Source organism: Fructilactobacillus sp. X2R5C2, from assembly GCF_059901375.1.
This window is the reverse complement of record NZ_JBWXUX010000003.1, coordinates 37229-63429: the sequence shown is the minus strand read 5'-3', so window position 1 is coordinate 63429 and position 26201 is coordinate 37229. Positions and strand designations below refer to the sequence as shown.

The following is a 26201-nucleotide window of genomic DNA, read 5'->3' as shown; positions in this document are numbered from 1 at the left end:
CCTATTCAGGATCCTTATTAGCATCTTTACTAATATCTTGTTTATTTTGTTCTTCTTCCTGCTTTTGATACTTTTGTTCTTTGTCATTCTTAGTGGCATTTTCTTTGATTAATTCATTTAAATTCTCATCAAAGACCTTGGTTGCATCATAACCCATGGAACGAGCCCGGAAGTTCATCGCAGCAGTTTCAATGATGATTGCCAAGTTTCGACCAGGCTTAACCGGGATCGTTAATTTCTTCAAATCAACGTCAAAAATCCGGGTAGTTTCCCGATCAGTCCCAAGGCGATCATACTTCGTATCCTTGTTCCATTGATCAAGATGAACGATTAAATCCACCTTGGACTGGGAGCGAACCGCTCCAGCACCAAACAGATTCATCACATCAATAATTCCGATTCCACGAATCTCTAGCAAGTGATTAAGAATCTTGGGTGCCTGACCAATCAAGGTCTGTTCATCTTGCTGGTAGACTTCAACTCGATCATCAGCAATCAAACGGTGACCCCGCTTAACCAGTTCAAGGGCCGTTTCACTCTTGCCAATCCCGGAGTCACCAGTAATTAAAACTCCTAATCCATATACTTCGACTAAGACTCCATGAATCGACTTTCGTTCCGCCAACTTAGCTTCTAGATAAGTTGTCATGTTACTCAAAATTCTCGAAGTGGTGAGCTTCGATCCAAGGATCGGAATGTGCGCCTTCTTTGCGGCTGTAACTAACTGCTCAGGTGGTTCTAGTTGAGTAGAAATGACGAATGCAGGCGTTTCAGGTTGACACATTTTAGTCATTACTTCTTTTAATTCTTCATCACTCATTCCCTTAGCAAATGAGGTTTCAGTGATTCCAAAAATTTGAATTCGTTTGGCTGGATAATAATTAAAATACCCGGTTAATTCAAGCCCTGGACGTGAAATGTCACTAGTGGTAATGGGGCGATCTAAATACTCACGACCCCAAAAAACGCTAAGATGAGTGTTCTTTACTAAATCAGCTACCGTTACACTCTGAGCCATTGGACTTACCTCCAAATAAAATTAATTTACTTAATTCTAACACAATCAAGTCTGCTTTAGGTGGTTCTTAATTTCGCCCAAAATAAAAGAAGCACCCGTAATGAGTGCTTCCACTTAGTTATTTTGAAACATTTCAATTCCGATTTCATGAGGCGAACCATCGTAAATGGCTGTCTCTTTAATTTCTAACTGATTGTGACGATTCTTAACCTTCATATGTACAAAGGTCGGATCATCCTGCAATGCTTGGTACAACTGACTCTCTGAGTTAACGGCCATGTTGTTAACCTCAGTAATCAAATCACCTGTCTTAAGTCCCATTTTGTCAGCTGGAGTATTAGGTTTAATGCCAATGATTCGAATCCCATCAACCGCTTGACTAATTTGGCTACCAGTCTTTCGATCCACACGATGGAAATGGTAAATAATTAAAGCGTAGACAATGGCTAACAAGATAATGGCGAAAATGACATAATAACTATTTCTAAAGAAGTAAGCGATTGCCGTTAATACAATGGCAAAAAGCGCCAGTTTACCAATGGCGTTTGAAATTCTTGGCATTAGTTCATTTGGTAAATGATTGATAAATTTAAAGCGGAATCCAATCAAAAATGGAACCACCAAAAACGTTACGTGTGCACCAAAAATGTTGAAAACTGGCCACATGGGAATAACTGTCTCAATGAGTTTACCGGGAATTAACAATACTAACGGAAAAACCGCCAACTCATTAAATCCATACGATGCCACTCGATTCCCTCGTCGGTTCTTTGCTACCTGCGGTGAATTAATTGTCTTACCGTTCATCTTCAAGAAGATAAACATTAAAATCAACATAATTGTAATGAGGGCCAGAAGGTTAGCCGAACGAGATGCGTTGACGTTAATGGCACCGGCAATATCTCCTCCTTTAATCATTGGGATGGAATAATCATTGAAAAAGACTCCCATCAAAACCGCCCCAAACAAAAGGAAGGTTGGAACCAATATCCACGGAATCAGTAAACTAATGGCAACGATTAACTCATAAAGCAAAATCCAATTTAGAGATGTTTCGACTCCCACTAGAGCGGTCAAAAGCGACCCCACGATTCCCAGGACAATTAACGACTTCAGAAAAACCCATCCCTCATGAAACTTGGGATTAATGGCACTCTCAAACAATCTCCGCTCCCGGTTAACTCTTCGATTATAAACGAAGAAAACCCGAATAAGCGCAAACCAAAACACTGGCATAAATACAAAAAACAAAATATTAGTCGCAACTGACATAATGAACTTCCTTTTTCGTTATTTTGGGTTCTTTTGTTTTAAATTCCACTGCAAGTAGGCGTTGATAAACGGATTTAAATCTCCGTCCATCACCGCTTGACCATTTCCGGTTTCGTAGTTGGTCCGATGATCTTTAACCATCGTGTAGGGATGAAAAACATAAGACCGGATTTGTGAACCCCAACCAATATCAAGCTGCTTACCCTCAATCTTGGCCTTCTCTGCTTCTTTTTTCTCTTGTTCACGTTCGTACAACTTTGATTTTAACATATTCATCGCGGTAACTCTATTCTGTAATTGTGACCGTTGAGCTTGACTTGATGTCACAATTCCAGTTGGCAGATGGGTAATCCGTACGGCTGATGAGGTTTTGTTAATATGCTGTCCACCGGCACCACTGGATCGAAAAACATCTACTCGCAAGTCTTCAGGATTAATATCCACCCTTACGGTATCATCAAGTTCTGGCATCACATCAACGGATGCAAACGAGGTATGTCGTCTTCCAGCCGAATCAAACGGGGAAATTCGTACTAAACGGTGAACACCCTTCTCAGATTTCAGATATCCATAAGCATTGGGACCAGTGACCAAAAAGGTCACACTGTTAATTCCGGCAACATCACCAGGTTGATAATCTTCAACGGAAACCGAAAATCCATTTTGCTCAGCCCATCGCTCATACATCCGAAATAACATTGATCCCCAATCCTGCGATTCAGTCCCACCTGCTCCCGGATGAATCTCAACGATGGCATTATTTCCATCATACTTCCCATTCAAAAGGAGGCTTAGTCGATAACTATCAAGTTCCTTCTGGGTCTCACTTAGTTCATCATTAAACTCTTTTTCCAAGTCAGCGTCATCAGATTCTTCCAGAAGTTCTAGGTTTACATTTAAATCATCAACCCTCTTAACGAGGGAGTTAAAATTATCATACTTTAATTTTAATCGATTATTTTCATCAATCAATTTTTGGGCTTTCCTTTGGTCATCCCAAAAACCCGGTTCAGTCATTTTGGCCTCGTTAACGGAAATATCCTCATTTAACTGATCAAGGTCAAAGCGACCCCCTAAAGCCATTGATGGCTTGTTCAATCTTTTCTACTTGTCCGCGTGCTTCGCTTAATTCCATAATGTACTCCTAAAGATTAAAAAACGGAGACCACTAGAGTCCTCCGCTTTAAAACTATCTTTCCATGTTTTGTCTAATTTCAGCCTTCATGAACAATCTGGTTACGTCATAATCAATGTCTGAAACCATTTCTTCAAACATTCTAAATCCTTCTCGTTGATATTCAACCAACGGATTTAACTGACCGTATCCACGAAGTCCAATTGATTCTCGCAACTGGTCCATTGAATCAATATGATCAGTCCAATGAGAATCAACCACTCGAAGAACAACCACTTTTTCAAATTCCAACATTTGATCAGGATCTTGAAGTTCCTGCTCCTTGTTCTTGTATTCTGTGTTAACCAATCCTAATAAGTAATCCTTAATTTGATCACTGGATTTACCTTTCAAATCATCAATACTAATCTGATCAGGACTTACCAGTGAATTAATAGCGAAGTCAAGAATGGTCTGTAGATCCCACTTCTTTTGATCACCCTGGGTGTGCAAGTCAACGATTCGGTTAACCGTTCGTTTAATCATTGGCATAATAACCCATTTTAGTGACTTATTCTCGTCAATTACCTGGCTACGTTCACCATAGATCACATCACGTTGTTGTCTCATAACATCATCGTACTTTAAAACGTTCTTTCGGGAATCATAATTATTACCTTCAACTCGCTTTTGCGCCGACTCAACTTGTTTAGTGATCATGTGACTTCTGATCACCGCATCATCACCTTCAACCTTCATCGAATCAAGGATATTTTTAACCTTGTCTGAACCGAAACGACGCATCAGATCATCTTCAAGCGAGAGGTAGAATTGTGAATAACCAGGATCTCCTTGTCTTCCCGAACGACCCCGAAGCTGATTATCAATTCTTCGTGATTCATGTCGTTCGGTACCAATCACAGCTAATCCACCGAGCTTAACAACCCCAGGTCCAAGCTTAATGTCGGTTCCACGACCAGCCATGTTGGTCGCAATTGTAACGGCTCCCTTTTGACCCGCATTAGCAACGATATCCGCTTCTTTAGCATGATTCTTCGCATTCAAAACCACATGCGGAATGTGTTCTTCATCAAGTCGTTTTGACAAATATTCAGAAGTTTCCACCGCAACGGTTCCAATTAGGATTGGTTGGCCACGTTTGTGTAAACTCTTAATCTTATCAACCACAGCGTCGAACTTTGATTCCAAACTAGGGTACAAAACATCGGGTTCGTCGATTCTAACCACCGGTTTGTTAGTTGGAACCGCAATAACGTCCATGTTGTAGATTTCTCTGAATTCATCTTGTTCAGTCTTGGCAGTTCCCGTCATTCCGGCTAATTTGTTGTATTGTCTAAACAAGTTCTGGTAAGTGATGTTTGCCATCGTCTTACTTTCTTCTTGAATCGTAACGCCCTCTTTAGCTTCAAGGGCTTGGTGCAGTCCATCTGAGAAACGACGGCCCTCCATGATTCTTCCAGTAAACGAATCAACAATTAAGACCTCATCGTTTGAAACCACGTAGTCTTTATCTTTTTCCATTACATAATTAGCTCGTAAAGCTTGATCCAAATGGTGGGTCAAAGCCGTATTGCCAGTGTCATAAAGGTTATTCAAATTGAAATACTTCTCAGCCTTTTCAATTCCAACGTCTTTAAGGGAAACGGTCTTCGTTTCAAGGTCAACCTTGAAATCCGTTTTAGGATTGAGCGTCTTAGCAAACTTATCAGCCTGCATGTACAACTTATTGGATCCACGAGCTTCACCAGAAATAATCAATGGGGTTCTAGCTTCATCAATCAAGATTGAATCAACTTCATCAACAATTGCAAAGTTCAGTGGTCGTTGAACCCGATCTTCTTTGTAAACCACCATGTTATCTCTTAAGTAGTCAAATCCAATTTCACTATTAGTTGAATAAGTAATGTCACTGTTATAAGCGGCCCGCTTTTCTTCGGGATTCTTATCAGCTGAGTTTACCCCAACACTCAAACCAAGCCAGTTATACAACTGACCCATTTCAGTTGCATCACGTTGCGATAAATATTCATTAACGGTAACAACATGAACACCCTTTCCTGAAAGAGCATTCAAATAAACTGGCATGGTAGCAGTTAACGTTTTACCTTCACCAGTCTTCATTTCAGCAATGTTCCCCTCATGAAGAACAATTCCACCCATAATTTGTACTCTAAACGGGTTTAATCCAAGTACTCGTCTAGCACCTTCACGTGCTACCGCAAAGGCTTCTGGTAACAGGTCATCTAAACTTTCTCCGTTTTGGTAACGTTGCTTAAATTCTGGAGTTTTAGCTTGTAATTCTTTATCATCTAATTTTCGATACTGTTCTGAGTATGAGCTGACTTTATCGGCGAGCTTACCTAATCGTTTGAGTTCGCTTTTATCACTTTCAACCCATTTCTTTAAAAGGTTTGTTGCCATTGATTAATTTCTCCTCTAGTGTCTAAACCGCTTTTGTTGCTCGAATTCTTAGTCTATTTTCTCATTTTAACATTTTATCAAATCAATTAAAAACTCACCACAAAAAAACAGAAATATCTCATTTCTGCTTCTTTCTATCTATTGATCCGTTTTAATTAATCCATAATCACCATCGTGGCGACGATAAACGATGTCAGTCCGATCATCACTAACGTCAATGTAAACAAAAAAGTCATGACCAATTAAATTCATTTGAATAATGGCTTCCTCGGCCGTCATTTTTTGTAAGGGGACTCGTTTCTTTCTAACAATTTTAGATTCAGTTATCTGACTCCTGGGATCCTTAAATGCCAAATTCTTGCCGTGTTCGGTTAATTCTTCATTGACCTTCGACCCATACGTATCAATTTGTTGCTTAATATCATGAACGGCGATGTCGATGCTTTTATGAGTATCGTTTGAATTTCCTTCCCCGCGCAATAAAAAGTTTGGAAGCACAATTGTGATTTCCGCTTTAATTCGTTCGTTTGAGTAGTTCATCAGGTCAACATGAGCTGTACCCTGAATGTTCATATTGAACCGTTCGTCAATTGTTTTAATGTGTTGATTAATGTAATCACGTAGATCACTGGTGATTTCAACGTCATCACCTCTTAGTTTAGTTTCAAGCATCTTGATCTCTCCTACGTTTAGCGTCAAATATATCAAACGAACCTTCTATCATCATTATAAATTTTAATCTATTAAATAACAATTAATACTAATGCGCAAACGTAATGCTTGAGACGTTTTTAGCTCCATATGAATATAAAAGGTCCGCTGCTAAATGTAAAGTGGTCCCAGTAGTATAGACATCGTCAATTAGACAAATTGACCGATTTTTAAGGCGCCCCTCCCAAGCATTTCGAACTGAAAAGGGTTGTTTTAATTGCATTCGTTCCCGTTTGTCTTTTTTAGACTGCGGTAATCCAACCCGTGATTCAGCTTCTAGCACCCTTTGATAAGACAGACCTTCTAACCATCCCTCAACCTGATTAAACTTTCTCACCGCAAACGTCTTCTCACTGATCGGGATGGGAACAATCAGTGCTCCAGATGTAGATGCCAAAATAAAGCTTTGAAACTGCTTTTGAAATAATTTTCGTAGTTCATAATCTCCCTGAAATTTATACCGACTCATGTATTCCTGCACCGTAGCATACGGGAATAGTGCTCGATTAGATAATTGCGGCTCATACCTAGTTTGCCAAATTTGGCAATCTTCACATAATCTTGGCTGCTTCTGCCTTCTACCACAACCTGGGCATGCCGTCGCTTGATCAATGGGTGAAAAAAGTTGTCGACACTTTTCACACATAAGAACCGCAACATAGGGCTTAAAGCTCATGATAAAAGAAACCCTTAGCTCTTGACTGATTGTTTGCTTACACCATAAGCATTTATTTGCCATCTTTTAATTGCTTCCCCTTTCGATTCATGATCGTAATTTCTGCTTGAGCTCTTCTAATTCTCCCAGAATAATTCCCAACGAAAAAATCCACGTTTCCAGTGGGTCTCGTTTTCTTTCGCCCCACTCTTCCAGCAATTTGAACTAATGAAGACGTGGAGAAGACCGGGTCGTCCGCTCCAAGGACCATGACATCAATGTCAGGAAAGGTCACACCACGCTCCAAAATGGTGGTGGTAATTAAGAATAAAACATCGTGATCTCGCATGGCCTGAACTTTCGCCATTCGTTCACTATCAGCTGAATAAACACAGTCCCAGACCTTCTTCCCCCTCAGTTCCTTCTGTAGGATCTGATCAATCACCGCTAAGTCTTTGATTTGAGGAACAAATAACAAAAACCTTCTTCCAATGGCAATGTTATGCTGACACATTTTAATCAAAATCTTAGATAATTTCTTTTTAGTTAGTTTCATCCGCCAATTCCTTGAAAGATGAATCTTAATCTGTGGCAAAAGATGACCATGAAAACGCAACGGTAGATAACTAACATCCCCATGTTCTTTAATCACTTTTTCTCTTAGTTTTATTCCCGGCGTGGCACTTAACATGATAGTCTGACCATCACGCTTTCGGGCATGAGTAACAGCAAATTTAAGGTTGACATTTGCGACAAAGGGAAAGGCATCGACTTCATCAATTATTAATAGATCAAAGGCGTGAAAAAAACGCATCAACTGATGAGTGGTACAGATTGTTAATTGACAATATTGATATTGTTCCTTACTTTTACCATGCAATAAAACCATATCTAGATTAGAAAAGGCTGCCTGTAAGCGGGGATATAGTTCAGAACATACGTCAACTCTGGGAGATGCAATCGCGATTCGTTTTTGATGCTCAATTGCCCACTTTAAGACTGGAAATAGCATCTCCGTCTTCCCCGCTCCGGTCACGGCCCACAATAAATGGTTCCGATGATGTTGAACGGATGTAATGATTTTACTAGCACAATCCTTTTGAAATGCCGTCAGGTGACCTTTCCAGGTCAGGATTTCCGGTGGGATCATAAAATCATTTGCCTCGGGCACGGTTACTAACTTCATGCTGGTATCAATTCTTCCCATTTCAATACAATTCGGACAATAAAAAATCCCATTAGGAAGTTTACACTTCGTCTTTTCACAATTAAAACCACATCGGTTACAATGAATACTAGTTTTATTAACCACTACTGCTGAAGTAAACTCAAGTAACGGATCACTTAGAAGTAAGGGATCAACTAAAACATCGGGAATGAATCTTCCCATTAGGTCTGTTCGATCTTTAATCATCAGTATCCCCTCCGATCTAAAATACGCAGAATAGGAATATCGCAATGAAAAATTCTTTTCTAACCATCAAACAAGTTGACAGTAACGAGCTTGTCATCAAAAAATCAAAATTCATCGCTCACGTCGATCGGGTTACGACCGAGGCTGAAGCTCAACAATTTATTACCAAGATTAAAGATCAAAATAAAAAGGCCACTCATAACTGTTTTGCCTACGTCGTGGGTGCCACTGACAGTATTCAACGTGAAAGTGATAACGGTGAACCCAGTGGTACCGCTGGAGTGCCAATTCTTGATGCCATTAAGAATATGAACCTTCATAATACTGCCGTGGTGGTAACAAGGTACTTTGGAGGCATCAAACTGGGAGCTGGTGGATTAATTCGGGCATACAGTAACTCGGCTTCAGATGTCATGGAAAAGAGTGGCATTAGTCAAATGACACTGAAAACCGGGATCACCGTTTCTGTATCTTATAAGTTAAACGAACAACTGCAATACTTTCTTAAGCAAAATGGATTACAGGTTTACAAAACTAATTATGGAACTGACGTCCAAGTTGAAACGGCCGTTATTAGTGACTCCGTTTCAAAATTTGAGAACCAGGTCACCAACTTACTTGCAGGTGACGTTCAATTCAAAATTGGTCAGGAATCATACTTCGAAAGTCCATATCATCCAAATAAAAAGGAGTAACCACGGGTTACTCCTTTTTATTATTTTGTTTGGCTTTATTTTTAGCCTTCATTTTAGTGACTTCAATTTCATGATTTGATTTACTGGTAGTTCCAGTAACCACCCGCTTAATCAGGTTCAGTAATGGTTGCCGATTTTTCCCGACTAACCCGATGGCTTCGACAAAAAGCTCGATACCGATCAGGGTTGCCACGGTTAGTAAGATCGAACCCCAAAAACTCGACAATGGATACAGGAGGGAAATAAACGCAAAGATTAACGCAATTCCATAAATCACTAGCACCGTTTGGCGATGGGTTAAACCGATCTGCATTAATCGATGGTGTAAGTGATGTTTGTCAGCGTGAGAAATTGGTTGTTTGTTAAGCAATCGTCGTAAGATTGCGTAGGCCGTATCCGAAATGGGAACACCCAGAATAACCACGGGAATAATAACGGAGATAAAGGTCGCGTTTTTTAAACCCTGTAACGAAAACACCGAGATCATGAATCCAATTAGTAGTGATCCCGTATCACCTAGATAAATTCTGGCTGGGAAAAAGTTGTACGGCAAAAACCCTAAACAGGCGGCCGCAAAGGTAAAGATCATAATGGAAACATAGATGTTATCGACGTTCAAGAAAAATAACGCAATGATCCCCATCGTGGTCAGCGCAATAATTGCCACTCCCGTTGCCAGACCGTCAAGGCCATCAATTAAATTAATCGAATTAGTAATACCTAAGATCCAAATCCAGGTCAAAGGTAGGCTCAACCATCCCAACTGGATGTTACCTAATACTGGGAGCGTAACCGAACTTACCTGAATTCCAGCAAAAATGTAAACCCACAACGCCGCTAACGAAATTCCAATGACCTTTTGTCTCGGTTTTAAGACAAAAATATCATCGATAATTCCAGTCATGACGATAATTAATTCTCCACCAAGAATTCCCCATAGCTTACTCGACGGAATCTGATTGCGTAAAAACACGCAGGTTGTAACGGTGTAAGCAATCAAAATCGCCAAACCACCTAAAGTAGGCATTGGAATCTTGTTGACACGTCTCTTATTCGGTTTATCGATGGCGCCAATCTTGAATGCTAAAATCCTAATAAACGGGGTTAAGACCGCTGACATAATGGTCGTCGCAAACAAACAGACGAATATTTCAAATTTCAATTGACAACGCCTTTCCCAACTAATTTATCTTTAATTATACAAATGGAAAATAATAAACACAAGGTTACCTTCGACAATTTAATGATAATTAAATCTAATGATCCAATTTAAAATTTTAGTTTGTTTTTTAATTAATTTCATATATGATATTAAATATAGAAATAGCTAAATTCATCACATGCTTTTGAAAGGAGTAAAACATGAACAACAAAAAAGAAACAACCAAGGAGGCCGCTCCACTGCTAACCCAACTTGGAATCTTTGGAGTCATTTTATTCGTGTCAAGTTTAATTTCAGCACTCTTTCCAGCCAACTTCCCGGTTCCCACTCCAGTAATTGGATTAGTCATCTTGTACCTTCTACTTACTTTTAAAATCATTAAACCAGAACAGGTAGAGAAAGTGGGTTCCTTTTTCATTGGCATTCTAGGATTCCTGTTTGTCCCCTCTGGAATTCAACTTGCCGCCTCCCTAGACATCATGAAACATTCGGGAGTGAAATTAGTGATTATGATCATTATCTCAACGGTTGTCATGCTAGTATCGGTAGCATTAGTTGCTACCTTTCTCATCTGGGCCCGTAATAAAATTTTCGGTAAAAAAGAAGATCTTGATAAGGAGTAAAACCATATGCAAGCTGAATTATTAAAATTTTTAGGTAATCCAATGTTTGGAATCGCTCTATCGTTGGTAGTTTACCTAATTGGATCATTTTTATTTAAAAAGTTTAACGGATTTTTCCTTTTTCAACCGTTATTCGTTGGAATGGTACTAGGAATCTTTGTCCTGTGGTTAATGAGCAAAGCCACTGGCGTGAATGTCACCTGGATCTACACCAACCTCTACAAGCCAGGTGGTGATATTATCTTTTGGTTCCTCTTTCCCACTACAATTGCCTTCGCGGTCCCTTTGTTCAAACGAAATGACATTGTGAAGAAATATTGGTTTGAAATCATTTTATCGTTAATCATCGGTCTAACTATTTCCGTTATCATCATGTACTTTGTATCCAAATTAATTGGACTGAACAAATCAGAAATTGCGTCCATGCTTCCCCAAGCAGCTACTACTGCTGTTGCAATGCCAATTGCTCAAGGAATTCATGGAGTGCCTGCCATTACCGCCATGGCATGTATCTTAAACGCTGTCATCATTTATGCACTGGGTGATTGGATCATCAAACTATTCCACCTTAAGAATCCCATTGGGATTGGACTAGGACTTGGAACTGCGGGACATACGATGGGTTCCGCCAAAGCCTTAGAACTCGGTGAGGTTCAAGGATCCATGGCTGCAATCGCGGTGGTAATCATCTCGGTAGTAGTGGACATTATCGTTCCATTGTTTGCTAATATTGTTCATCTGTAAAATAAAAGTATAAAATATCCTTAATTGTTAGATGTAATTAACCTAAGAACTAGGGATATTTTTTTACCTCGGGAGGAAAAGCTGATGGCTGAATATGATATCAAGATTATCAATGGTAAGGTTTTAGATCCAGATCGTATGAAGTTTATTGTTAAGGATTTATTTATCAATAATGGTAAATTAGTTAGTTCTGATCAAGTTAGCAATTTGCATCCCAAAACAACAATTGATGCAACGGGGAAAGTGATTGTCCCCGGCTACATTGACTCCCACGTCCACATTGAGAGTTCGTTAGTGACTCCGAGTGAATTGGGCAAGTTATTATTAAAACATGGCGTAACCACCATTTTTGCAGATCCACACGAAATTGCGAACGTCATCGGTAAGGATGGGATTAAGTACATGATTGCCGATAGCAGAAAAACACCCTTAGACATCTTTTACATGTTGCCATCCAGTGTTCCGTGTGTCCCATTTGACCATAATGGCGCCACTCTTACCGCTAACTCTTTACACGAATTTTACCAATATCCGGAGGTAAAGGGACTAGCCGAGGTAATGGATTATCCCGCTGTTGCTAGTGGTGAAAATGATATTATGGCTAAAATTAAAGATGCCAAGCAACATCATCTAAGTGTTGACGGTCACACTGCTGGATTTAACGATCAACAATTAGCCGTCTATGAGAAAGCCGGAATTCAAACCGATCACGAAAGTACCACTCCGCAGGAAATTAAGGAGCGACTTAGACATGGCTTTAAGATCTTTTTACGTGAAGGAACGGTCGAACGCGATCTAAAAAATACGCTACCCGCCATGAAAGGAGAAGATCCCGTTAATTTCTCCTTTTGTACTGATGATAAGTTGATTTCGGATTTAGTTGACGAAGGAAGCATTGATGACAACATTCAGCTAGCTTTAGGAGCGGGCGTTAAACCAGAATTGGCCTACACCATGGCCAGCCTTAACACTGCTAAAGCCCATCAGTTAAGACAAGTGGGAAAACTCCAACCAGGGTTTAAGGCCGACATTAATATTTTGAATGATGTTAACAATCCAACCCCCGTTCAAGTAATTAAAAACGGTCAGATTGTCACCGAAAATCATAGTCATCCTACGCCCTTTACAGAAAATACCGTTCATGCCCAATTTAAATCTAGCCAACTCCATTTACCTCTAACTACTGGTAAGGCCCACGTCCTTGGCATCAAACCTAATCACATCGATACAAAACACCTAATTTTAAATATCCCTCCTACTGATAACTTTCAAAGTAACCCAAGTCAAGATATTTTAAAAATCGTGGTAGTTGAGCGTCACCACAACTTAGGTACCGTTGGAGTTGGCTTAGTCCAGGGATTTAAAATTAAACATGGTGCAATCGCAACCACCATTGCTCACGATGATCACAATATCGTAGCCGTTGGAACGAGTGATCATGACATTGAACAAGCTATCAATAACTTAATCACTGCTGGTGGTGGAATTTCAGTTGTAAACAAGCAACAAACGTTGAGCACCCTTGCTCTTCCCGTGGCTGGACTGATGTCAGATAAGGATTATCGAACGGTTGCTAAGGAAACCAAACAAATTTATCGCGATTATAAACAAATTGCCGCTCCAATTGATTTCGATCCATTCATTACCCTGTCCTTTTTAACGTTGCCCGTTATTCCAACTCTTAAAATGACCGATCAAGGATTGTATGACTTTAACCAACAACAATTTATTAACGTTAATGCCTCTTCTCATATGTAAACTAAATAAAAAAATCAGGCTACCCGTGAAGGTAGCCTGATTTTTGTTTAATTACTCACTCAAATGATAGTTGTAAGTCGATACAATAATATCTTGACGTGAATTTAACGCAGTTCTCAATCGAACAGCAGTCTGGTTATGAAGAACCTGTTGCCAGTAGTGTTTTGGCACAAATTGAGGAACCAAAACCGTGGTCGTATAATTACGATCTTCATCCTGCTTAGCAATTACATCACAGAATCTCAGTACTGGATCAACCACTGAACGGTACGAAGTATGAATATCAACAAATCGAATGTCTGGATATTCTTCTTTGAATTTCGTGGAAATCTTCTCTTCCTTTTGTGGATTATCAGCGAACGAAACATGCATTGCAATTACGTTATCACCAATGGAACGCGCGTAATTAATCGCTTGTCTAGTAACTTGAGTAACGTTTCCAACTAACACAATTACCGTTGAACCAGCGTACGTATGATTCTCGTAATTAGGATCAGTTGAGATCCGAAGTTGTTCCGCAATTCGTTGATAGTGAAGATGAATCTTGTAAAACATCAAGAGAAGTAATGGCATGATGATCAAGTATGGCCATACGTTTGCAAAGTGAAGTGCAAACAGGAAGACCACCAGCATAACCGAGATAAAGGCTCCAATGAAGTTAATCACGGCCTTCATTGGCCACCAACCCTCTTTGTTTCTGAACCAATGAACGATCATTCCTGATTGAGATAATGTAAATGGAACGAACACACCAACGGCATAAAGTGGAATTAAGAGGTTGGTCTTACCCTTAAAGAGCACGATCAAAACGATGGCACCCAATGCCAATGAAATAATTCCATTTGAATAGCCTAATCGGTCACCCTTATCTAGGTAAGCGTGAGGTAGGTATTTATCCTTAGCCATGTTGTAGGCCAGGATTGGGAAGGCTGAAAAACCGGTGTTAGCAGCAACGGCCAAGATCAATGCGGTTGCCAACTGAAGTAAGTAATACATGATTCCGTGACCAAAGACATTCGTACCAATCTGTGAAAGGACGGTATCTTTGGCGTTAGGAATAACTCCCATGTAATAACTCAGGAAGGTAATCCCAGCAAAGAAGATTCCTAAAATAATGGCCATAATTCCTAACGTATTAGCAGCATTCTTTCGCTTAGGTTGCTTAAAGTTAGGAACCGCATTACTGATCGCTTCAACTCCGGTTAACGATGCTGATCCAGATGAGAACGCCTTAAAGAATAGAACTAGGGTCATTCCCTTAACGGAAGCATTTAATGGTGCATAAGCATGATAAGTAATTTTATTAGTTAAAATATTGTAAGCACCGACAATGATTAAAATGATAATCATCACGATGAATAAGTACACTGGAATAACCAAGAAAGATGCGGAATCATGCATTCCCCGCAGATTCAAAATCATGATAAACACAACAATTAAGATGGCAATTGGAATCTGATAATTGTACAACGCAGGAATGGCTGAAGTAATCGCTTCAGTTCCTGATGTAGTTGAAACAGCAACCGTCAGCATGTAATCAACTAGTAGTGAGCCACCTGCCACTAGACCAGCTGTATCACCCCAGTTAGTTCTAGCAACTACATATGCCCCTCCACCTGAAGGATAAGCATAAATGATCTGTCGATAAGACAATGTGATCGCGGCTAACAGAACTAATACTAGTAGTGCAACCCACATTTGATACATCAAAGCTGCAGTTGATAAAGTAATCAAAACTGCAGTGATCTGTTCAGTACCATAAGCAACTGATGACAAAGCATCCGATGATAATAAGGCTAAGCCTTTGAACTTAGTAAGAGACTGACCAGAGCCTTCCGTTGTTTTAAGCGGACGTCCAATAATTAGTCTTTTTAAATACCGCCACATTTAATCCATACTCCTTTAATATGTCATATTTAACTTAATAAATCCTTAATTTTAAAGTCAAATGCAATTGTACTACATTAACCTAGATAATTCATCATAATTGAGAATAAAAAAAGAGTCCGTATGGACTCTTTTTTTAATCAAACTTTGATTACATCATTCCACCCATTCCAGGTTGTTGTGGAGCGGCTGGTTGATCATTATCATTTTTTGGTTGTTCGGCAACAACGGCTTCAGTAGTCAATAGAAGAGCTGAAACAGATGCAGCGTTTTGAAGTGCTGAACGACTTACCTTGGTTGGGTCAACAACTCCAGCATTGATCATGTCTTCGTACTTACCAGTTAAAGCGTTGTAACCAACTCCTGGTTTTTCATCTTTCAAATGATCAACGATAACTGAACCATCGACACCAGCATTTTCAGCAATCTGTCTTACAGGAGCTTCAAGTGCTTTAACAACGATGTTGATTCCGGTTGCTTCATCACCTTCAGCAGGGATCTTAGCAACGTCCTTTAAGATGTTGACATATGCAGTACCACCGCCAGGAACAAATCCTTCTTCAACGGCAGCTCTCGTAGCATTTAGAGCATCTTCAATTCTGTATTTACGTTCTTTAAGTTCGGTTTCAGTAGCTGCACCAACTTTGATAACAGCAACTCCACCTGCCAACTTAGCCAAACGTTCCTTCAACTTGTCACGGTCAAAGTCAGAATCAGTGGCATCAATTTGTTGTTTGATTTCATCGATTCGTTTGTCGATTGCTTCTTTGCTACCCTTACCTTCAACAATAGTAGTGTTGTCTTTAGTAACGTTAACTTTGTTAGCTTGACCTAATTGATCAATAGTGGTGTCTTTTAGATCTAAACCAAGATCAGAAGTAATTACAGTGCCGCCAGTCAAAGTAGCGATATCTTGTAATTGTTCCTTACGACGGTCGCCAAAGCCAGGAGCTTTAACAGCAACTACGTTAAATGTTCCACGCATTTTGTTCAAAACTAAGGTTGGAAGTGCTTCACCACCAATGTCATCAGCAATGATCAATAGTGAACGACCTTGTTGAACGACTGATTGAAGTAATGGCAAAATGTCTTGGATATTATTAATTTTCTTGTCAGTAATTAGAATGTAGGGATTATCTAAGTTAGCTTCCATTTTTTCTTGGTCGGTAACCATGTATTGTGACATGTATCCGCGATCAAATTCCATTCCTTCAACAACGTCTAGGCTAGTATCAACACCACGTGATTCTTCAATGGTAATAACACCATCATTACCAACTTTTTCCATTGCGTCGGCAATCAAATTACCAACTTTTTCGTTGGCAGATGAAATTGAAGCGATTTGAGCAATATCATCTTTGCTAGTTACTTGATGGCTCATCTTGTGAAGACTGTCAACGGCTGTTCTAGTAGCTTTTTCAATTCCTTGACGAACACCAACTGGGTTAGCACCGGCGGTAACGTTCTTCATACCTTCCTTGACAATTGCTTGAGCAAGAACAGTAGCAGTAGTAGTACCGTCACCGGCAACATCATTAGTCTTTGAAGCAACTTCAGATACTAATTTTGCACCCATGTTTTCAAAGTGATCTGGAAGGTCAATTGATTTAGCAATTGTAACACCATCATTTGTAATGGTTGGATCTCCAGCTTTTTCTTCTAGAACAACGTTACGTCCCTTAGGACCCATCGTTGTTTTTACAGTGTCAGCTAATTTGTCAACACCATTTAACATTGAATTTCTAGCATTTTCAGAAAATTTAATCTCTTTAGCCATGATTATCACCTCATATTAATTTATTTTTTTAATTATTTAACGATTGCAAGTAAATCTTTTTCATGCATTACAAGGTATGGAGTACCATCGTATTCAACCTTTGTACCTGCATATTTATCAAACATTACCATGTCGTCTTCTTTAACAGAAGGGGCAACTTTTTGTCCGTTATCAAGAACTCGACCTGCGCCAACAGCGACAACTTTACCCATCTGTGGTTTTTCTTTAGCGTTGTTTGCTAAAACAATTCCACCGACATTTTTTTCTTCTGGTTCTTGCACTTCGACAATTACGCGATCTCCTAATGGTTCTAACACGTTAATCCCTCCAATGAATATCTTTATTAAATTTTAGCACTTGCACTTATCAAGTGCTAACTTACATTCTTAATATATTATTTTTTTCAAATTATTGCAAGAACTTTGCCCGGCAAAAACAAAAAAGCATCCAAAATTGGATGCTTAATCTTTATCATAATGATCAATAAAATAAATCAATGTTTGTAGTTCATTGGTTAAATCAACATTATGAACTCTGATTTCTTTTGGAACCGATAGTCGAACCGAAGTAAAGTTTAAGATTCCCTTGACCCCAGCCTTAGCCACTTGATCTGCAACCTGCTGAGCAACTTTACCAGGTACCGTAAGAATCACAACACTGATTTGTTGATCTTTCAGTTGTTTAACCAACTGATCCATTGGATAAATAGGAACCCCACCCTGAATGGTATTAACGTTTTTAGGGTTAACATCAAAAGCAGCAGAGATCCGAATATTACTATCCATATGAAAGTTAAAATTCAAAAGAGCGTGTCCCAAATTACCAACACCGATTAAAGCTACATTGGTGAGTTGGTCTTGGTTCAGGATCTTCTTAAAGAACTCTAGTAAACTATCTACGTCATATCCGTAACCCCGTTTACCAAGGGCACCAAAATATGAAAAGTCACGACGAATGGTGGCAGAATCCACCTGAATCGCGTCGGCTAATTCATTTGATGATATTCGTTTCTTACCACCGTCATGTAAAATATTCAAATAACGGTAGTAAAGCGGCAATCGTTTTGCGGTTGCTCGCGGAATTTTTGTCTCAGCCATTTCTAAATCTCCTATTATTATTGTCGAGATTAATAAGTCACAAGACCAATTCTACCATAAAGAAATTGTTTGTGAAATAATATAAAAATGAAAGCGTCTGAAAAGCCCGACAACGTAGGACAAATTAATTTTTTAATTTGTTATTAACGATTTAATTCTCATTTGGAGCCCATTCAAATTCTAATCCAGGATCAGCATTTAACGAAGCTTTGCCAGCTTCCTGATGGTGCTGCATTGCCGCCGCAGCGGCACCTATCATAGCTGCATTATCACCACATAACTTTAATGGTGCTTTAACAAATTCGACATTTTCCTTACTTGCGACTGAAGCCAGTCGTTCTCTAATCCCATGATTGGCTGCTACTCCACCAGCTAAAATGAACTCTTTGGCAGGATATTTTTCAAGTGCACTTTGTGATTTTTCTGCCAATACGTCCATCACAGCGGCTTCAAAACTGGCCGCTAAATCGTTCTTATTTAGAGTCTTTCCAATCTGATCGGCATGATGAACCGTATTAATAAAAGCACTTTTTAATCCGCTAAAACTAAAATCATAATTATTATCTGCTTCCATAGCACGTGGAAAGGCAAATGTATCCTTACCCTTTTGTGCCATAGCATCGACGGTAGGACCAGCTGGATAATTAATTCCTAGTACTCGTCCAATTTTATCAAATGCTTCACCAGCAGCATCATCCCTTGTTTCACCAATGATTTCGAACTTACCTTCCTTGGGCATCCAAACTAGCTCGGTATGACCACCAGAAACAACGAGTGCCATGGCTGGAAAAGTAATTGGTTTAACAAAGTTAGTTGCGTAAATATGCCCCGCAATGTGATTAATCGGAATTAGTGGCAGATTATGTGCCCAGGCAACCACCTTAGCAGCTGTCACTCCGATCAAAAGAGCACCAACAAGTCCAGGACCATATGTCACAGCGACTGCGGTTAAATCATCGTATGTAACGTTAGCTCGCTGTAAAGCATCATTGATACAAATGGTAATTTCTTCAATATGATGTCGACTAGCTACCTCGGGAACCACTCCGCCAAATCTTTGATGACTCTTAATTTGAGTTGCAACAACATTGGATAAAATTTTATTCCCGTTTTTTATGACGGCCACACTTGTTTCATCACAACTACTTTCAAATGACAAAATCATACTGTTTTCTTGCATCTCACTCACCGTTTCTAACTATCTTCCAAAATTATTCGGGGCTACTTTTTGCTTAGATAGATCTAATTTCATTACTACGGCATCTTCACCATCGTTATAGTAATCCGGATCAATTCCAACCTGAATAAACCCAAGATCACGATTTAAATCTTGCGCCTTAATATTACTTAGACGAGTCTCAACTGAGACACTCCGTAATTTCATTAATCGTGCTCTTCTAATTACCATCGTTAATAAGAAATAGCCAAGGCCACGATTCTGAAATTTTGGTAACACGGCGATGTTTTCAACGTGACAGTTTTTACTATCACGTGAAATGTAACACCCAACAAACGCAATCAATTCATCCGCTTTACGAATCACCATGTATAAACTATTTTTATGTTTTTTTAAATCATTTAAGAAACGTTCTCGATTCCAAGCAGCCTTTTTATCATAAACTTCTTCTTCAACGTTCACAATATCAGGAATGTCGGTAATAGAACCCTTTCCAAAATAGTAATCAGTTCCGTTAATATCCACAATGTGGTTTTGAATCTGAAGTCCCCGTTGAATTTTGGCTTCTTCTTTTTTCTTCAAATTCTTTTTTAACCATGATTCAATTTTTCTCAACATAGGACTCGTTTTCCCTCCCAGGGTTCAACTTTTGCCAGTCGGCTTGTGCTTTAGTTAAACGAAGATAATTAGGATTAAAATTATTAATGTTGGAAACCGGGTCCTGCTTTTCTCCATAAACTCCGATCTTGGCAGCTTGTGGTAAATTATCAATTCCGGTTAAGCTCTTAAAATTCGTTCCAAAATGTGATTTCAAACGATCTACAAAATGATCAACATCACTTCCAACGAAGATGATTGGTTCATTAAATTCGTCAAGCTTCTGTAACCACTTATCAAAATTGATGTGTTGATCTTCAATCACAACCTCGGGACCACTTTGAGAAGTCCGATACAATCCTGTAAACAAATTATCATTTCTACCATCAAAAAGCGGAACCACCAGCTGATGTTCCTTTTGAACGTTTAGGACAAGTGCCATTAAACTTGAAATACCAACTAAATCAATGTTTAAAGTATCTGCTAACACCTTCCCGACCGTAGTGGCAATCCTAATTCCGGTGTAAGACCCTGGTCCGTTACTTATAACAACTCGATCTAAATCCTGGGGAGTTAATTTGGCATACTTAACCAGTTTCTCAACAATGGGCATTAAATATTCCGCATGCTTTCGATGCGTAGTCATGGTAGTCGTTGCCAAGACCCGTTCATCATCAAGAACGGCCACTGTTAGTGGTTGATTAGAGGTATCAATTGCTAAAACATGCATGTTATTTGCTTCCCTTTTTATCCAACTTTTTCCATTTCACTTCAGCAATCGATTTAGTACTTCCATTAACTGAAATATCATGAACAGTTTGAATTTGATTATCGGTATTGATGAACTTACCTCGACTTAACACGGGATCTCCGTACGTAACTTCGTCTTCATATTTGATGCTTACTTCCGTTGGCACATGAGAAGCCAGAAAATCATAAGGCAAGACGTCTACCATCCATCCTATGTATTTAGCATTATTAACATGAGAATTCCAATCAATATCAGTAAAACGAACGTGGTACTCGGTTTGCATAATATCATGTTCATCATGAATCTTCGGAATCTTGTTTAACCGTTGAATTCTTCTGACTCGATCACAGTGATAAGGGATGACCATGGCTTCATCCAACTTCACCATTTTTCTGGATTGAATATCCATCATGACCCATAGGCTACCAACATGAACTAATTCATTTCCATCCATATCTCTTACCCAGAACTCACGATATGCAAAGTACTTTGTATATGATGATCCCCTCGTTTGCACTTGAACCTTTTCATGAACCTTCGGTAAACGAGTGATATCCATATCAGTTTGAGCTACCACCCATGTAACACCATGTTCAATGACATACTGAGTCCCTACCCCAAGTGCAGTGGCTTGATCTTGTGAAATCATGATAATCACATCAGTTAGCATGGATAAGGTCATGTTACCTAAAAGGTTAGTCTCATAGTATTCAACTTCATGATTTTCAGAAAAAATATCTCCAGTCATTTTATTTCCTCTTATTCTAAGTGATGGTATTGATTATAGACATCTTGGCGTACTAACCCATTTTGCTTAGCTACTTTCTTGATTGCAGCATTGGGCTTATCACCATTACTAATCAATTGGTCAATCTGTTCTTCAACCGATAATTGGGCTTTATTTTCATCTGGCTTCATGATTTTAAAACCATTGGGATTACCAGCGACCAGAATCACAAATTCACCCCGAATTTCATTCTCCTTAGACCAGTCTACCAAATCATCAATTCCACCACGCACGTATTCTTCGAATTTTTTGGTAAGTTCTCTTGCTAAAGTTGCTTGTCGGTTGCCAAACACTTTTTGCATGTTTATTAACGTCTTTTTCAATCGGTGTGGCGCTTCATAAAAAATCAAGGTTGGATATGCTTGCGCTAAAATTTCCAACTCATCCACTTGTTCCTTTGGCTTTCGTTTTAAAAATCCATAAAACAAAAAGGGCTGTGGTTTAAGCCCGGAAGCAATTAAACTAGTAAGCCCAGCATTGGGACCAGGAACGCTTATCACGGGAATGTCATTTTCAACACATTGTTGAACTAACTCACGTCCGGGGTCACTAATTGAGGGCATCCCCGCATCACTAACCTGTGCAATTGAGGTGCCTGCTCTTAGTTTTTCAATTAATTCCGGTGCCCGCTGTTCTGTATTGTGTTCATGAAAACTAATTTGCTTGGTCGTAATGTCAAAATGATTTAACAGCTTCTGCGTGTTTCTGGTATCTTCGGCAGCAATTAAATCCACATCTTTTAAAATATTAATCGATCTAATTGTCATATCATCAAGATTCCCAATTGGGGTGGGGACCAGATACAAGCTGCCAGTATTATGATTTGCAAAACTCTTTTGAACTGATAAATCCACTTGAATTACCTTTCTCCGTATATAATATCGGTACAAAACATACAACTACTGTTACTATCACGCCGTTTGCCATAAAACTGGGTACAAACATGAAACCCTTCATTGTACAATTTCTCTAAATTCTTCTTCGACATTGAAAGTTGTTGTTTCTTTTTATTTTTGCCGTCTTTTCCAGCAATTAATTCCCGAAGATGTTCATTTTCAATTTTCAGTTCTGAATTCTCCTCAATGACTTTATCCACTTCATCACGAAGGTCGCCAATTCTCTCACTCATTAATTCTGATTGCGACTTTAAATTATTAAATTCCTCGTTAACATCTGATTCTTTCAATCGACTTTTACTCCTAACCTTCAATGACTGCTAGACAATTTAGGGTAATAACTTCCAAAATGTTCTGGAAACTAACATTTATATCTTGTTTTCGGGTACTACCTAAAATTGATGTAATGATCGTAATCAATTGTTCATCGGACAATTTGAGTGCCATTTTCTTCAAAGCAGTATACTGATCGCCAAATCCTAAACTATCAGGTTGAGAATCTTTAAATTTTACATCAAAAACATCCTTAAAAATCTGATAAATCATCTTTAAGGTCATTTGTTGCTCAAAACGTCCCGTGACAAGTGGCATAAAATTGGTTTGAACATTCGTAAAAGCACGATAATCGTCCTCAACTAACTCATTAAACCACCGTTCAACGGTTGCTTTCATCTTGTTAAACCAACCATCTTCGAGCATCTTGTCAAGTGACGCTAAATTGCCAGTTAGTTCTAAGATTAACTGGCTAGATGTTTTAGACAACCCTTTTTTAGTTACGTATTTAATCAGATCATCTTCGTTAATCTTAGGAAATTCTATCAACTGTGTCCTTGAAATAATCGTCGGTAAAATTTTTCGATAATCGTCGGTAAGTAAAAAAGAATTAACTTGTCCGTTCGGCTCTTCGATAAACTTCAACAAGCTATTAGCAGCACTGGTGGTCATAGTATCAGCATCATCAATAATAAAAACCTTTTGATTCCCTTCAACGGCACTCTTAGAAAACTCACGCTTTAAATAGCGAATTGAATCAACTTTGATACTCCGTCCATCAGGTTTTACCATCACAACGTCAGGATGCTCATCCTTAGCAATTCGAATACATTCACTGCAAACACCACAAGGCATGCCATCTTGAACGTTTTTACAAAATAAACGCATGGCAATGGTTTTAGCAACCGCTAGCTTTCCAAGACCGTCTACTCCTGAAAAAAGGTAAGAATGACTAAGATCATTAGCTGTCACCACTCCCATAAAGTGTTGGGTCAGTGATGGCTGCTTTCGTTTTGCTTCATTAATTACGCTTTGCGCAGGATTTTCTTCTACCATTATATTAATTAGAAACGGTTTAGTGATTCCATTGGTAAAATCATCACCGTAGCCCCCCCAACTTGAACTTCAACTGGGTAAGAAGTTTCGCTAATGCTACCAGCTAAACTAACGGGTGGTGTCATGTACTGCTTTCTGGTTTCACAAGTTGACTTAATGATATCTAGAATCTCGTCAACTTTGTCATCTTGAGCACCAATTAGATAGGTAACGTTCTTAGCCTTTAAAAATCCACCCTTAGTAGATAATTGGGTGGCCTGAATCTTATGTTTGATGAATTCAGATTGTAGTTTAGCTGCGTCCTTATCCTGGACAATTGCAATAATTAGTTTCATGGCTGATCCTCCTATTTGTTCTTATTAAAATAATTTCCTGCTCGTTTATATAATACGGAAAGTACTTGATTTACTACTTCATCAATTGGTTTGGTAGCATCAATTTTAATAACACGCTTAGGATCCCGCTTAGCGATGCGGTCATATGCATCATGGACCCTAACGTAAAAATCATGCTCCTGAAGGTCAAGCCGGTTAACTTCACCACTTCGATGCTTGGCAATGCGTTTCAAACCAACATCAACGGGAACGTCAAAGTAAATCGTCGTGTCTGGCATGAGTCCCTCAGTAGCAAATTGATTCATGTCCAAGACGGCCTTTTCGCCAAGCTCACGACCACCACCCTGATAAGCAATCGAACTATCAAGATAACGATCACACAACACTAATTGATTGCTTTTTAAAGCTGGTAAAATGGTTTTTACCAAATGCTCCCTTCTGGCAGCCGCAAATAAAAGTGCCTCACATCGATCATCCATATCAGTCTCATCTTTATTTAAAATGACCTTTCGAATCTGTTCTGATACAGGATTACCACCTGGCTCTCGAGTAGTTAACAATTGCTTACCAAGGGCTGGTTTGATTTCATCAACCACCTGGTTTAAAACCGTAGTCTTACCGGCTCCATCAGTACCTTCAAATGTAATAAATTGTCCTGTCATATTCGATTCATTCCCAGCATTTTTGCTATTTTCATTGTACTTTAAGTTATATTTAATGTCTATTTAAAAAGCCAGCTAGTGTTTAGCTGGCTTGCGTTTAGTTTTCGTATACTGATGGCTGAATTCGATCATTTTTAATGTTACGTTTCCGTGCTTGACGATACATAAACATATATTTTTGTTTGGTCAACATCGTCTGAGCAAACAAGTGATTATCTGTCTCAGAAACAGCTTGTTCAGTCTGGACCGCCTGATCCCAATCATTTTTTAAAAAATTAATCGTATCTAACAACTGGTCATCATAATTTTGTTTCATAGAACTATATCTAAATAAAGAAAACATAGCTAATTCCTCACATTTCAGTTCGTCCCGAAACTGCCTTAGAAAGTGTCATCTCATCTGCATACTCAATGTCGCTTCCGACAGACAATCCATGAGACAATCTGGTAACTTTAATTCCAGCTGGTTTGATTAACTTTGCTAAATACATTGCCGTAGCTTCTCCTTCTGGAGTGGCATTGGTGGCAATGATGACTTCTTTAACTTCTTCATTTTTCTGCAAGCGCTTGATAAGCGAGCTGATGTTGATGTCCTCGGGACCCTTTCCCTCAATTGGTGAGAGAACCCCATGTAAAACATGATAAAGACCGTTGTAATCCTTCATCTTTTCCATGGTCATAACGTCTTTAGACTGTTCTACAACCATGATCTTGCTTTGATCACGGGTCGGATCGGAACAAATCTCACATGGATCTGTCTCGGTAATGTTGCCGCAAATTGAACAAAAACGTAAGTCATTTTTAGTTGAAGTCAAAGCGTCCGCAAAGTTTTTCACGTCAGTTTTATTCATATCAACCGTATAGAAAGCCAATCGGGTAGCCGTTTTTCTGCCAATTCCTGGTAGATGCATGTAACTATCAATCAGCTTAGCAATTGGTTCTGGATATTGCATTTAAATCCCTTCTTCTACTACATGCCAGGAATATTCATTCCCTTAGTGTACTGACCCATTTTATCTTGGGTATCCTTTTCAATTTTTCCTAAAGCATCATTAACGGCACTGATCACCAAATCAGAAAGCATGTCAGGATCATCAGGATCAATGGCATCTGGTTTAACGTTCATGTCTTTCATCTTACGATCACCAGTGAAAGTAACGGTTACCATATCTTCAGGTGCTTTACCAACAAATTCACTTTTTTCAATTTCAGCCTGTTCAGCCTGCATCTTTTGTTGCATTTTTCTGGCCTTTTGCATCATCTTACCCATATTCATTCCGTTCATTATTATTTCTCCT

The 26201-nt window shown here is 39.1% G+C and carries 28 protein-coding genes; 4 read left to right on the top strand and 24 right to left on the bottom strand.

Annotation, left to right across the window (positions count from 1 at the left end; genetic code table 11):
• Position 1: 1 nt before the first annotated feature.
• The 7 genes from hprK to AC6UD2_RS04725 all read right to left on the bottom strand — a co-directional run bounded on the left by hprK (position 2) and on the right by AC6UD2_RS04725 (position 8626).
• Positions 2–1018 (bottom strand): HPr(Ser) kinase/phosphatase, encoded by a 1017-nt coding sequence (gene hprK / locus AC6UD2_RS04755; protein WP_500698180.1) that lies wholly within the window; start codon positions 1016–1018, stop codon positions 2–4.
• A gap of 114 nt (positions 1019–1132) precedes the next feature.
• Positions 1133–2290, bottom strand: coding sequence for a PDZ domain-containing protein (locus AC6UD2_RS04750; protein WP_500698179.1), 1158 nt, complete (start codon positions 2288–2290; stop codon positions 1133–1135).
• Positions 2291–2308: 18 nt separating this feature from the next.
• Positions 2309–3425, bottom strand: a protein-coding gene (gene prfB, locus AC6UD2_RS04745; RefSeq protein WP_500698178.1) for a peptide chain release factor 2 whose coding sequence is annotated in 2 segments (ribosomal slippage) — positions 2309–3352 and positions 3354–3425 — 1116 coding nt in all. Because the reading frame shifts where the segments join, the coding sequence is not laid out codon by codon here.
• A gap of 54 nt (positions 3426–3479) precedes the next feature.
• Complete coding sequence (gene secA / locus AC6UD2_RS04740; RefSeq protein WP_039144502.1) at positions 3480–5846, bottom strand: preprotein translocase subunit SecA; 2367 nt, start codon at positions 5844–5846, stop codon at positions 3480–3482.
• A 138-nt stretch (positions 5847–5984) separates the two neighbouring features.
• Positions 5985–6518: a ribosome hibernation-promoting factor, HPF/YfiA family gene (gene hpf / locus AC6UD2_RS04735; protein WP_500698177.1), complete on the bottom strand. Its 534-nt coding sequence runs from the start codon at positions 6516–6518 to the stop codon at positions 5985–5987.
• Positions 6519–6606: 88 nt separating this feature from the next.
• The gene (locus tag AC6UD2_RS04730) at positions 6607–7233 is read right to left on the bottom strand and encodes a phosphoribosyltransferase family protein (protein ID WP_500698176.1); all 627 of its coding nucleotides are present in this window, start codon (positions 7231–7233) and stop codon (positions 6607–6609) included.
• A gap of 52 nt (positions 7234–7285) precedes the next feature.
• Positions 7286–8626 carry an ATP-dependent helicase ComFA gene (locus AC6UD2_RS04725; RefSeq protein ID WP_500698175.1) on the bottom strand — a complete coding sequence of 447 codons (1341 nt, stop codon included), beginning with the start codon at positions 8624–8626 and terminating at the stop codon, positions 7286–7288.
• 44 nt (positions 8627–8670) lie between these two features.
• Here AC6UD2_RS04725 and AC6UD2_RS04720 point away from each other — a divergent pair, with 44 nt between their 5' ends.
• Positions 8671–9321 carry a YigZ family protein gene (locus AC6UD2_RS04720; protein WP_039144510.1) on the top strand — a complete coding sequence of 217 codons (651 nt, stop codon included), beginning with the start codon at positions 8671–8673 and terminating at the stop codon, positions 9319–9321.
• A gap of 7 nt (positions 9322–9328) precedes the next feature.
• Here AC6UD2_RS04720 and AC6UD2_RS04715 read toward each other — a convergent pair whose 3' ends face one another.
• On the bottom strand, positions 9329–10483 hold the full coding sequence (locus AC6UD2_RS04715) for a glycosyltransferase family 4 protein (protein WP_082019971.1): 1155 nt from the start codon (positions 10481–10483) through the stop codon (positions 9329–9331).
• A 200-nt stretch (positions 10484–10683) separates the two neighbouring features.
• Here AC6UD2_RS04715 and AC6UD2_RS04710 point away from each other — a divergent pair, with 200 nt between their 5' ends.
• The 3 genes from AC6UD2_RS04710 to ade all read left to right on the top strand — a co-directional run bounded on the left by AC6UD2_RS04710 (position 10684) and on the right by ade (position 13608).
• A complete protein-coding gene (locus AC6UD2_RS04710) occupies positions 10684–11106 on the top strand; it encodes a CidA/LrgA family protein (protein WP_039144512.1) in 423 nt (140 codons plus the stop codon).
• Positions 11107–11112: 6 nt separating this feature from the next.
• Complete coding sequence (lrgB, locus tag AC6UD2_RS04705; RefSeq protein WP_039144514.1) at positions 11113–11850, top strand: antiholin-like protein LrgB; 738 nt, start codon at positions 11113–11115, stop codon at positions 11848–11850.
• Between the two features lie 84 nt (positions 11851–11934).
• Positions 11935–13608, top strand: coding sequence for an adenine deaminase (gene ade, locus AC6UD2_RS04700; protein ID WP_500698174.1), 1674 nt, complete (start codon positions 11935–11937; stop codon positions 13606–13608).
• 51 nt (positions 13609–13659) lie between these two features.
• On the opposite strand, the gene kimA is transcribed toward ade, so the two are convergent.
• From kimA to AC6UD2_RS04620, 16 genes are all read right to left on the bottom strand, one after another.
• The gene (gene kimA / locus AC6UD2_RS04695; RefSeq protein WP_010021815.1) at positions 13660–15495 is read right to left on the bottom strand and encodes a potassium transporter KimA; all 1836 of its coding nucleotides are present in this window, start codon (positions 15493–15495) and stop codon (positions 13660–13662) included.
• A 151-nt stretch (positions 15496–15646) separates the two neighbouring features.
• Positions 15647–17272 carry a chaperonin GroEL gene (gene groL, locus AC6UD2_RS04690; RefSeq protein ID WP_010021813.1) on the bottom strand — a complete coding sequence of 542 codons (1626 nt, stop codon included), beginning with the start codon at positions 17270–17272 and terminating at the stop codon, positions 15647–15649.
• Positions 17273–17304: 32 nt separating this feature from the next.
• Positions 17305–17589, bottom strand: coding sequence for a co-chaperone GroES (gene groES, locus AC6UD2_RS04685; protein ID WP_010021812.1), 285 nt, complete (start codon positions 17587–17589; stop codon positions 17305–17307).
• A gap of 144 nt (positions 17590–17733) precedes the next feature.
• A complete protein-coding gene (locus tag AC6UD2_RS04680) occupies positions 17734–18369 on the bottom strand; it encodes a redox-sensing transcriptional repressor Rex (RefSeq protein WP_010021811.1) in 636 nt (211 codons plus the stop codon).
• 151 nt (positions 18370–18520) lie between these two features.
• A complete protein-coding gene (tsaD, locus tag AC6UD2_RS04675) occupies positions 18521–19534 on the bottom strand; it encodes a tRNA (adenosine(37)-N6)-threonylcarbamoyltransferase complex transferase subunit TsaD (RefSeq protein WP_500698259.1) in 1014 nt (337 codons plus the stop codon).
• A gap of 33 nt (positions 19535–19567) precedes the next feature.
• A complete protein-coding gene (rimI, locus tag AC6UD2_RS04670) occupies positions 19568–20164 on the bottom strand; it encodes a ribosomal protein S18-alanine N-acetyltransferase (RefSeq protein WP_500698173.1) in 597 nt (198 codons plus the stop codon).
• Positions 20148–20873: a tRNA (adenosine(37)-N6)-threonylcarbamoyltransferase complex dimerization subunit type 1 TsaB gene (gene tsaB / locus AC6UD2_RS04665; protein ID WP_500698172.1), complete on the bottom strand. Its 726-nt coding sequence runs from the start codon at positions 20871–20873 to the stop codon at positions 20148–20150. Before tsaB ends, rimI begins: the two co-directional genes overlap by 17 nt.
• 1 nt (position 20874) lies before the next feature.
• Entirely contained in the window at positions 20875–21642 is a 768-nt protein-coding gene (locus AC6UD2_RS04660; protein ID WP_500698171.1) for an acyl-[acyl-carrier-protein] thioesterase, read from the bottom strand.
• An 11-nt stretch (positions 21643–21653) separates the two neighbouring features.
• Positions 21654–22535 (bottom strand): 16S rRNA (cytidine(1402)-2'-O)-methyltransferase, encoded by an 882-nt coding sequence (gene rsmI / locus AC6UD2_RS04655; RefSeq protein ID WP_500698170.1) that lies wholly within the window; start codon positions 22533–22535, stop codon positions 21654–21656.
• A gap of 5 nt (positions 22536–22540) precedes the next feature.
• Positions 22541–22867 carry a DNA replication initiation control protein YabA gene (locus AC6UD2_RS04650; protein WP_010021802.1) on the bottom strand — a complete coding sequence of 109 codons (327 nt, stop codon included), beginning with the start codon at positions 22865–22867 and terminating at the stop codon, positions 22541–22543.
• Positions 22868–22880: 13 nt separating this feature from the next.
• Positions 22881–23906 carry a DNA polymerase III subunit delta' gene (gene holB / locus AC6UD2_RS04645; protein ID WP_500698169.1) on the bottom strand — a complete coding sequence of 342 codons (1026 nt, stop codon included), beginning with the start codon at positions 23904–23906 and terminating at the stop codon, positions 22881–22883.
• A gap of 8 nt (positions 23907–23914) precedes the next feature.
• A complete protein-coding gene (darA, locus tag AC6UD2_RS04640) occupies positions 23915–24241 on the bottom strand; it encodes a cyclic di-AMP receptor DarA (protein ID WP_010021798.1) in 327 nt (108 codons plus the stop codon).
• Positions 24242–24252: 11 nt separating this feature from the next.
• The gene (tmk, locus tag AC6UD2_RS04635; protein WP_500698168.1) at positions 24253–24903 is read right to left on the bottom strand and encodes a dTMP kinase; all 651 of its coding nucleotides are present in this window, start codon (positions 24901–24903) and stop codon (positions 24253–24255) included.
• A gap of 97 nt (positions 24904–25000) precedes the next feature.
• Complete coding sequence (locus tag AC6UD2_RS04630; RefSeq protein ID WP_225416838.1) at positions 25001–25219, bottom strand: YaaL family protein; 219 nt, start codon at positions 25217–25219, stop codon at positions 25001–25003.
• 37 nt (positions 25220–25256) lie between these two features.
• Positions 25257–25856, bottom strand: coding sequence for a recombination mediator RecR (recR, locus tag AC6UD2_RS04625; RefSeq protein WP_010021794.1), 600 nt, complete (start codon positions 25854–25856; stop codon positions 25257–25259).
• 17 nt (positions 25857–25873) lie between these two features.
• Entirely contained in the window at positions 25874–26188 is a 315-nt protein-coding gene (locus AC6UD2_RS04620; RefSeq protein WP_010021792.1) for a YbaB/EbfC family nucleoid-associated protein, read from the bottom strand.
• Positions 26189–26201 lie beyond the last annotated feature (13 nt).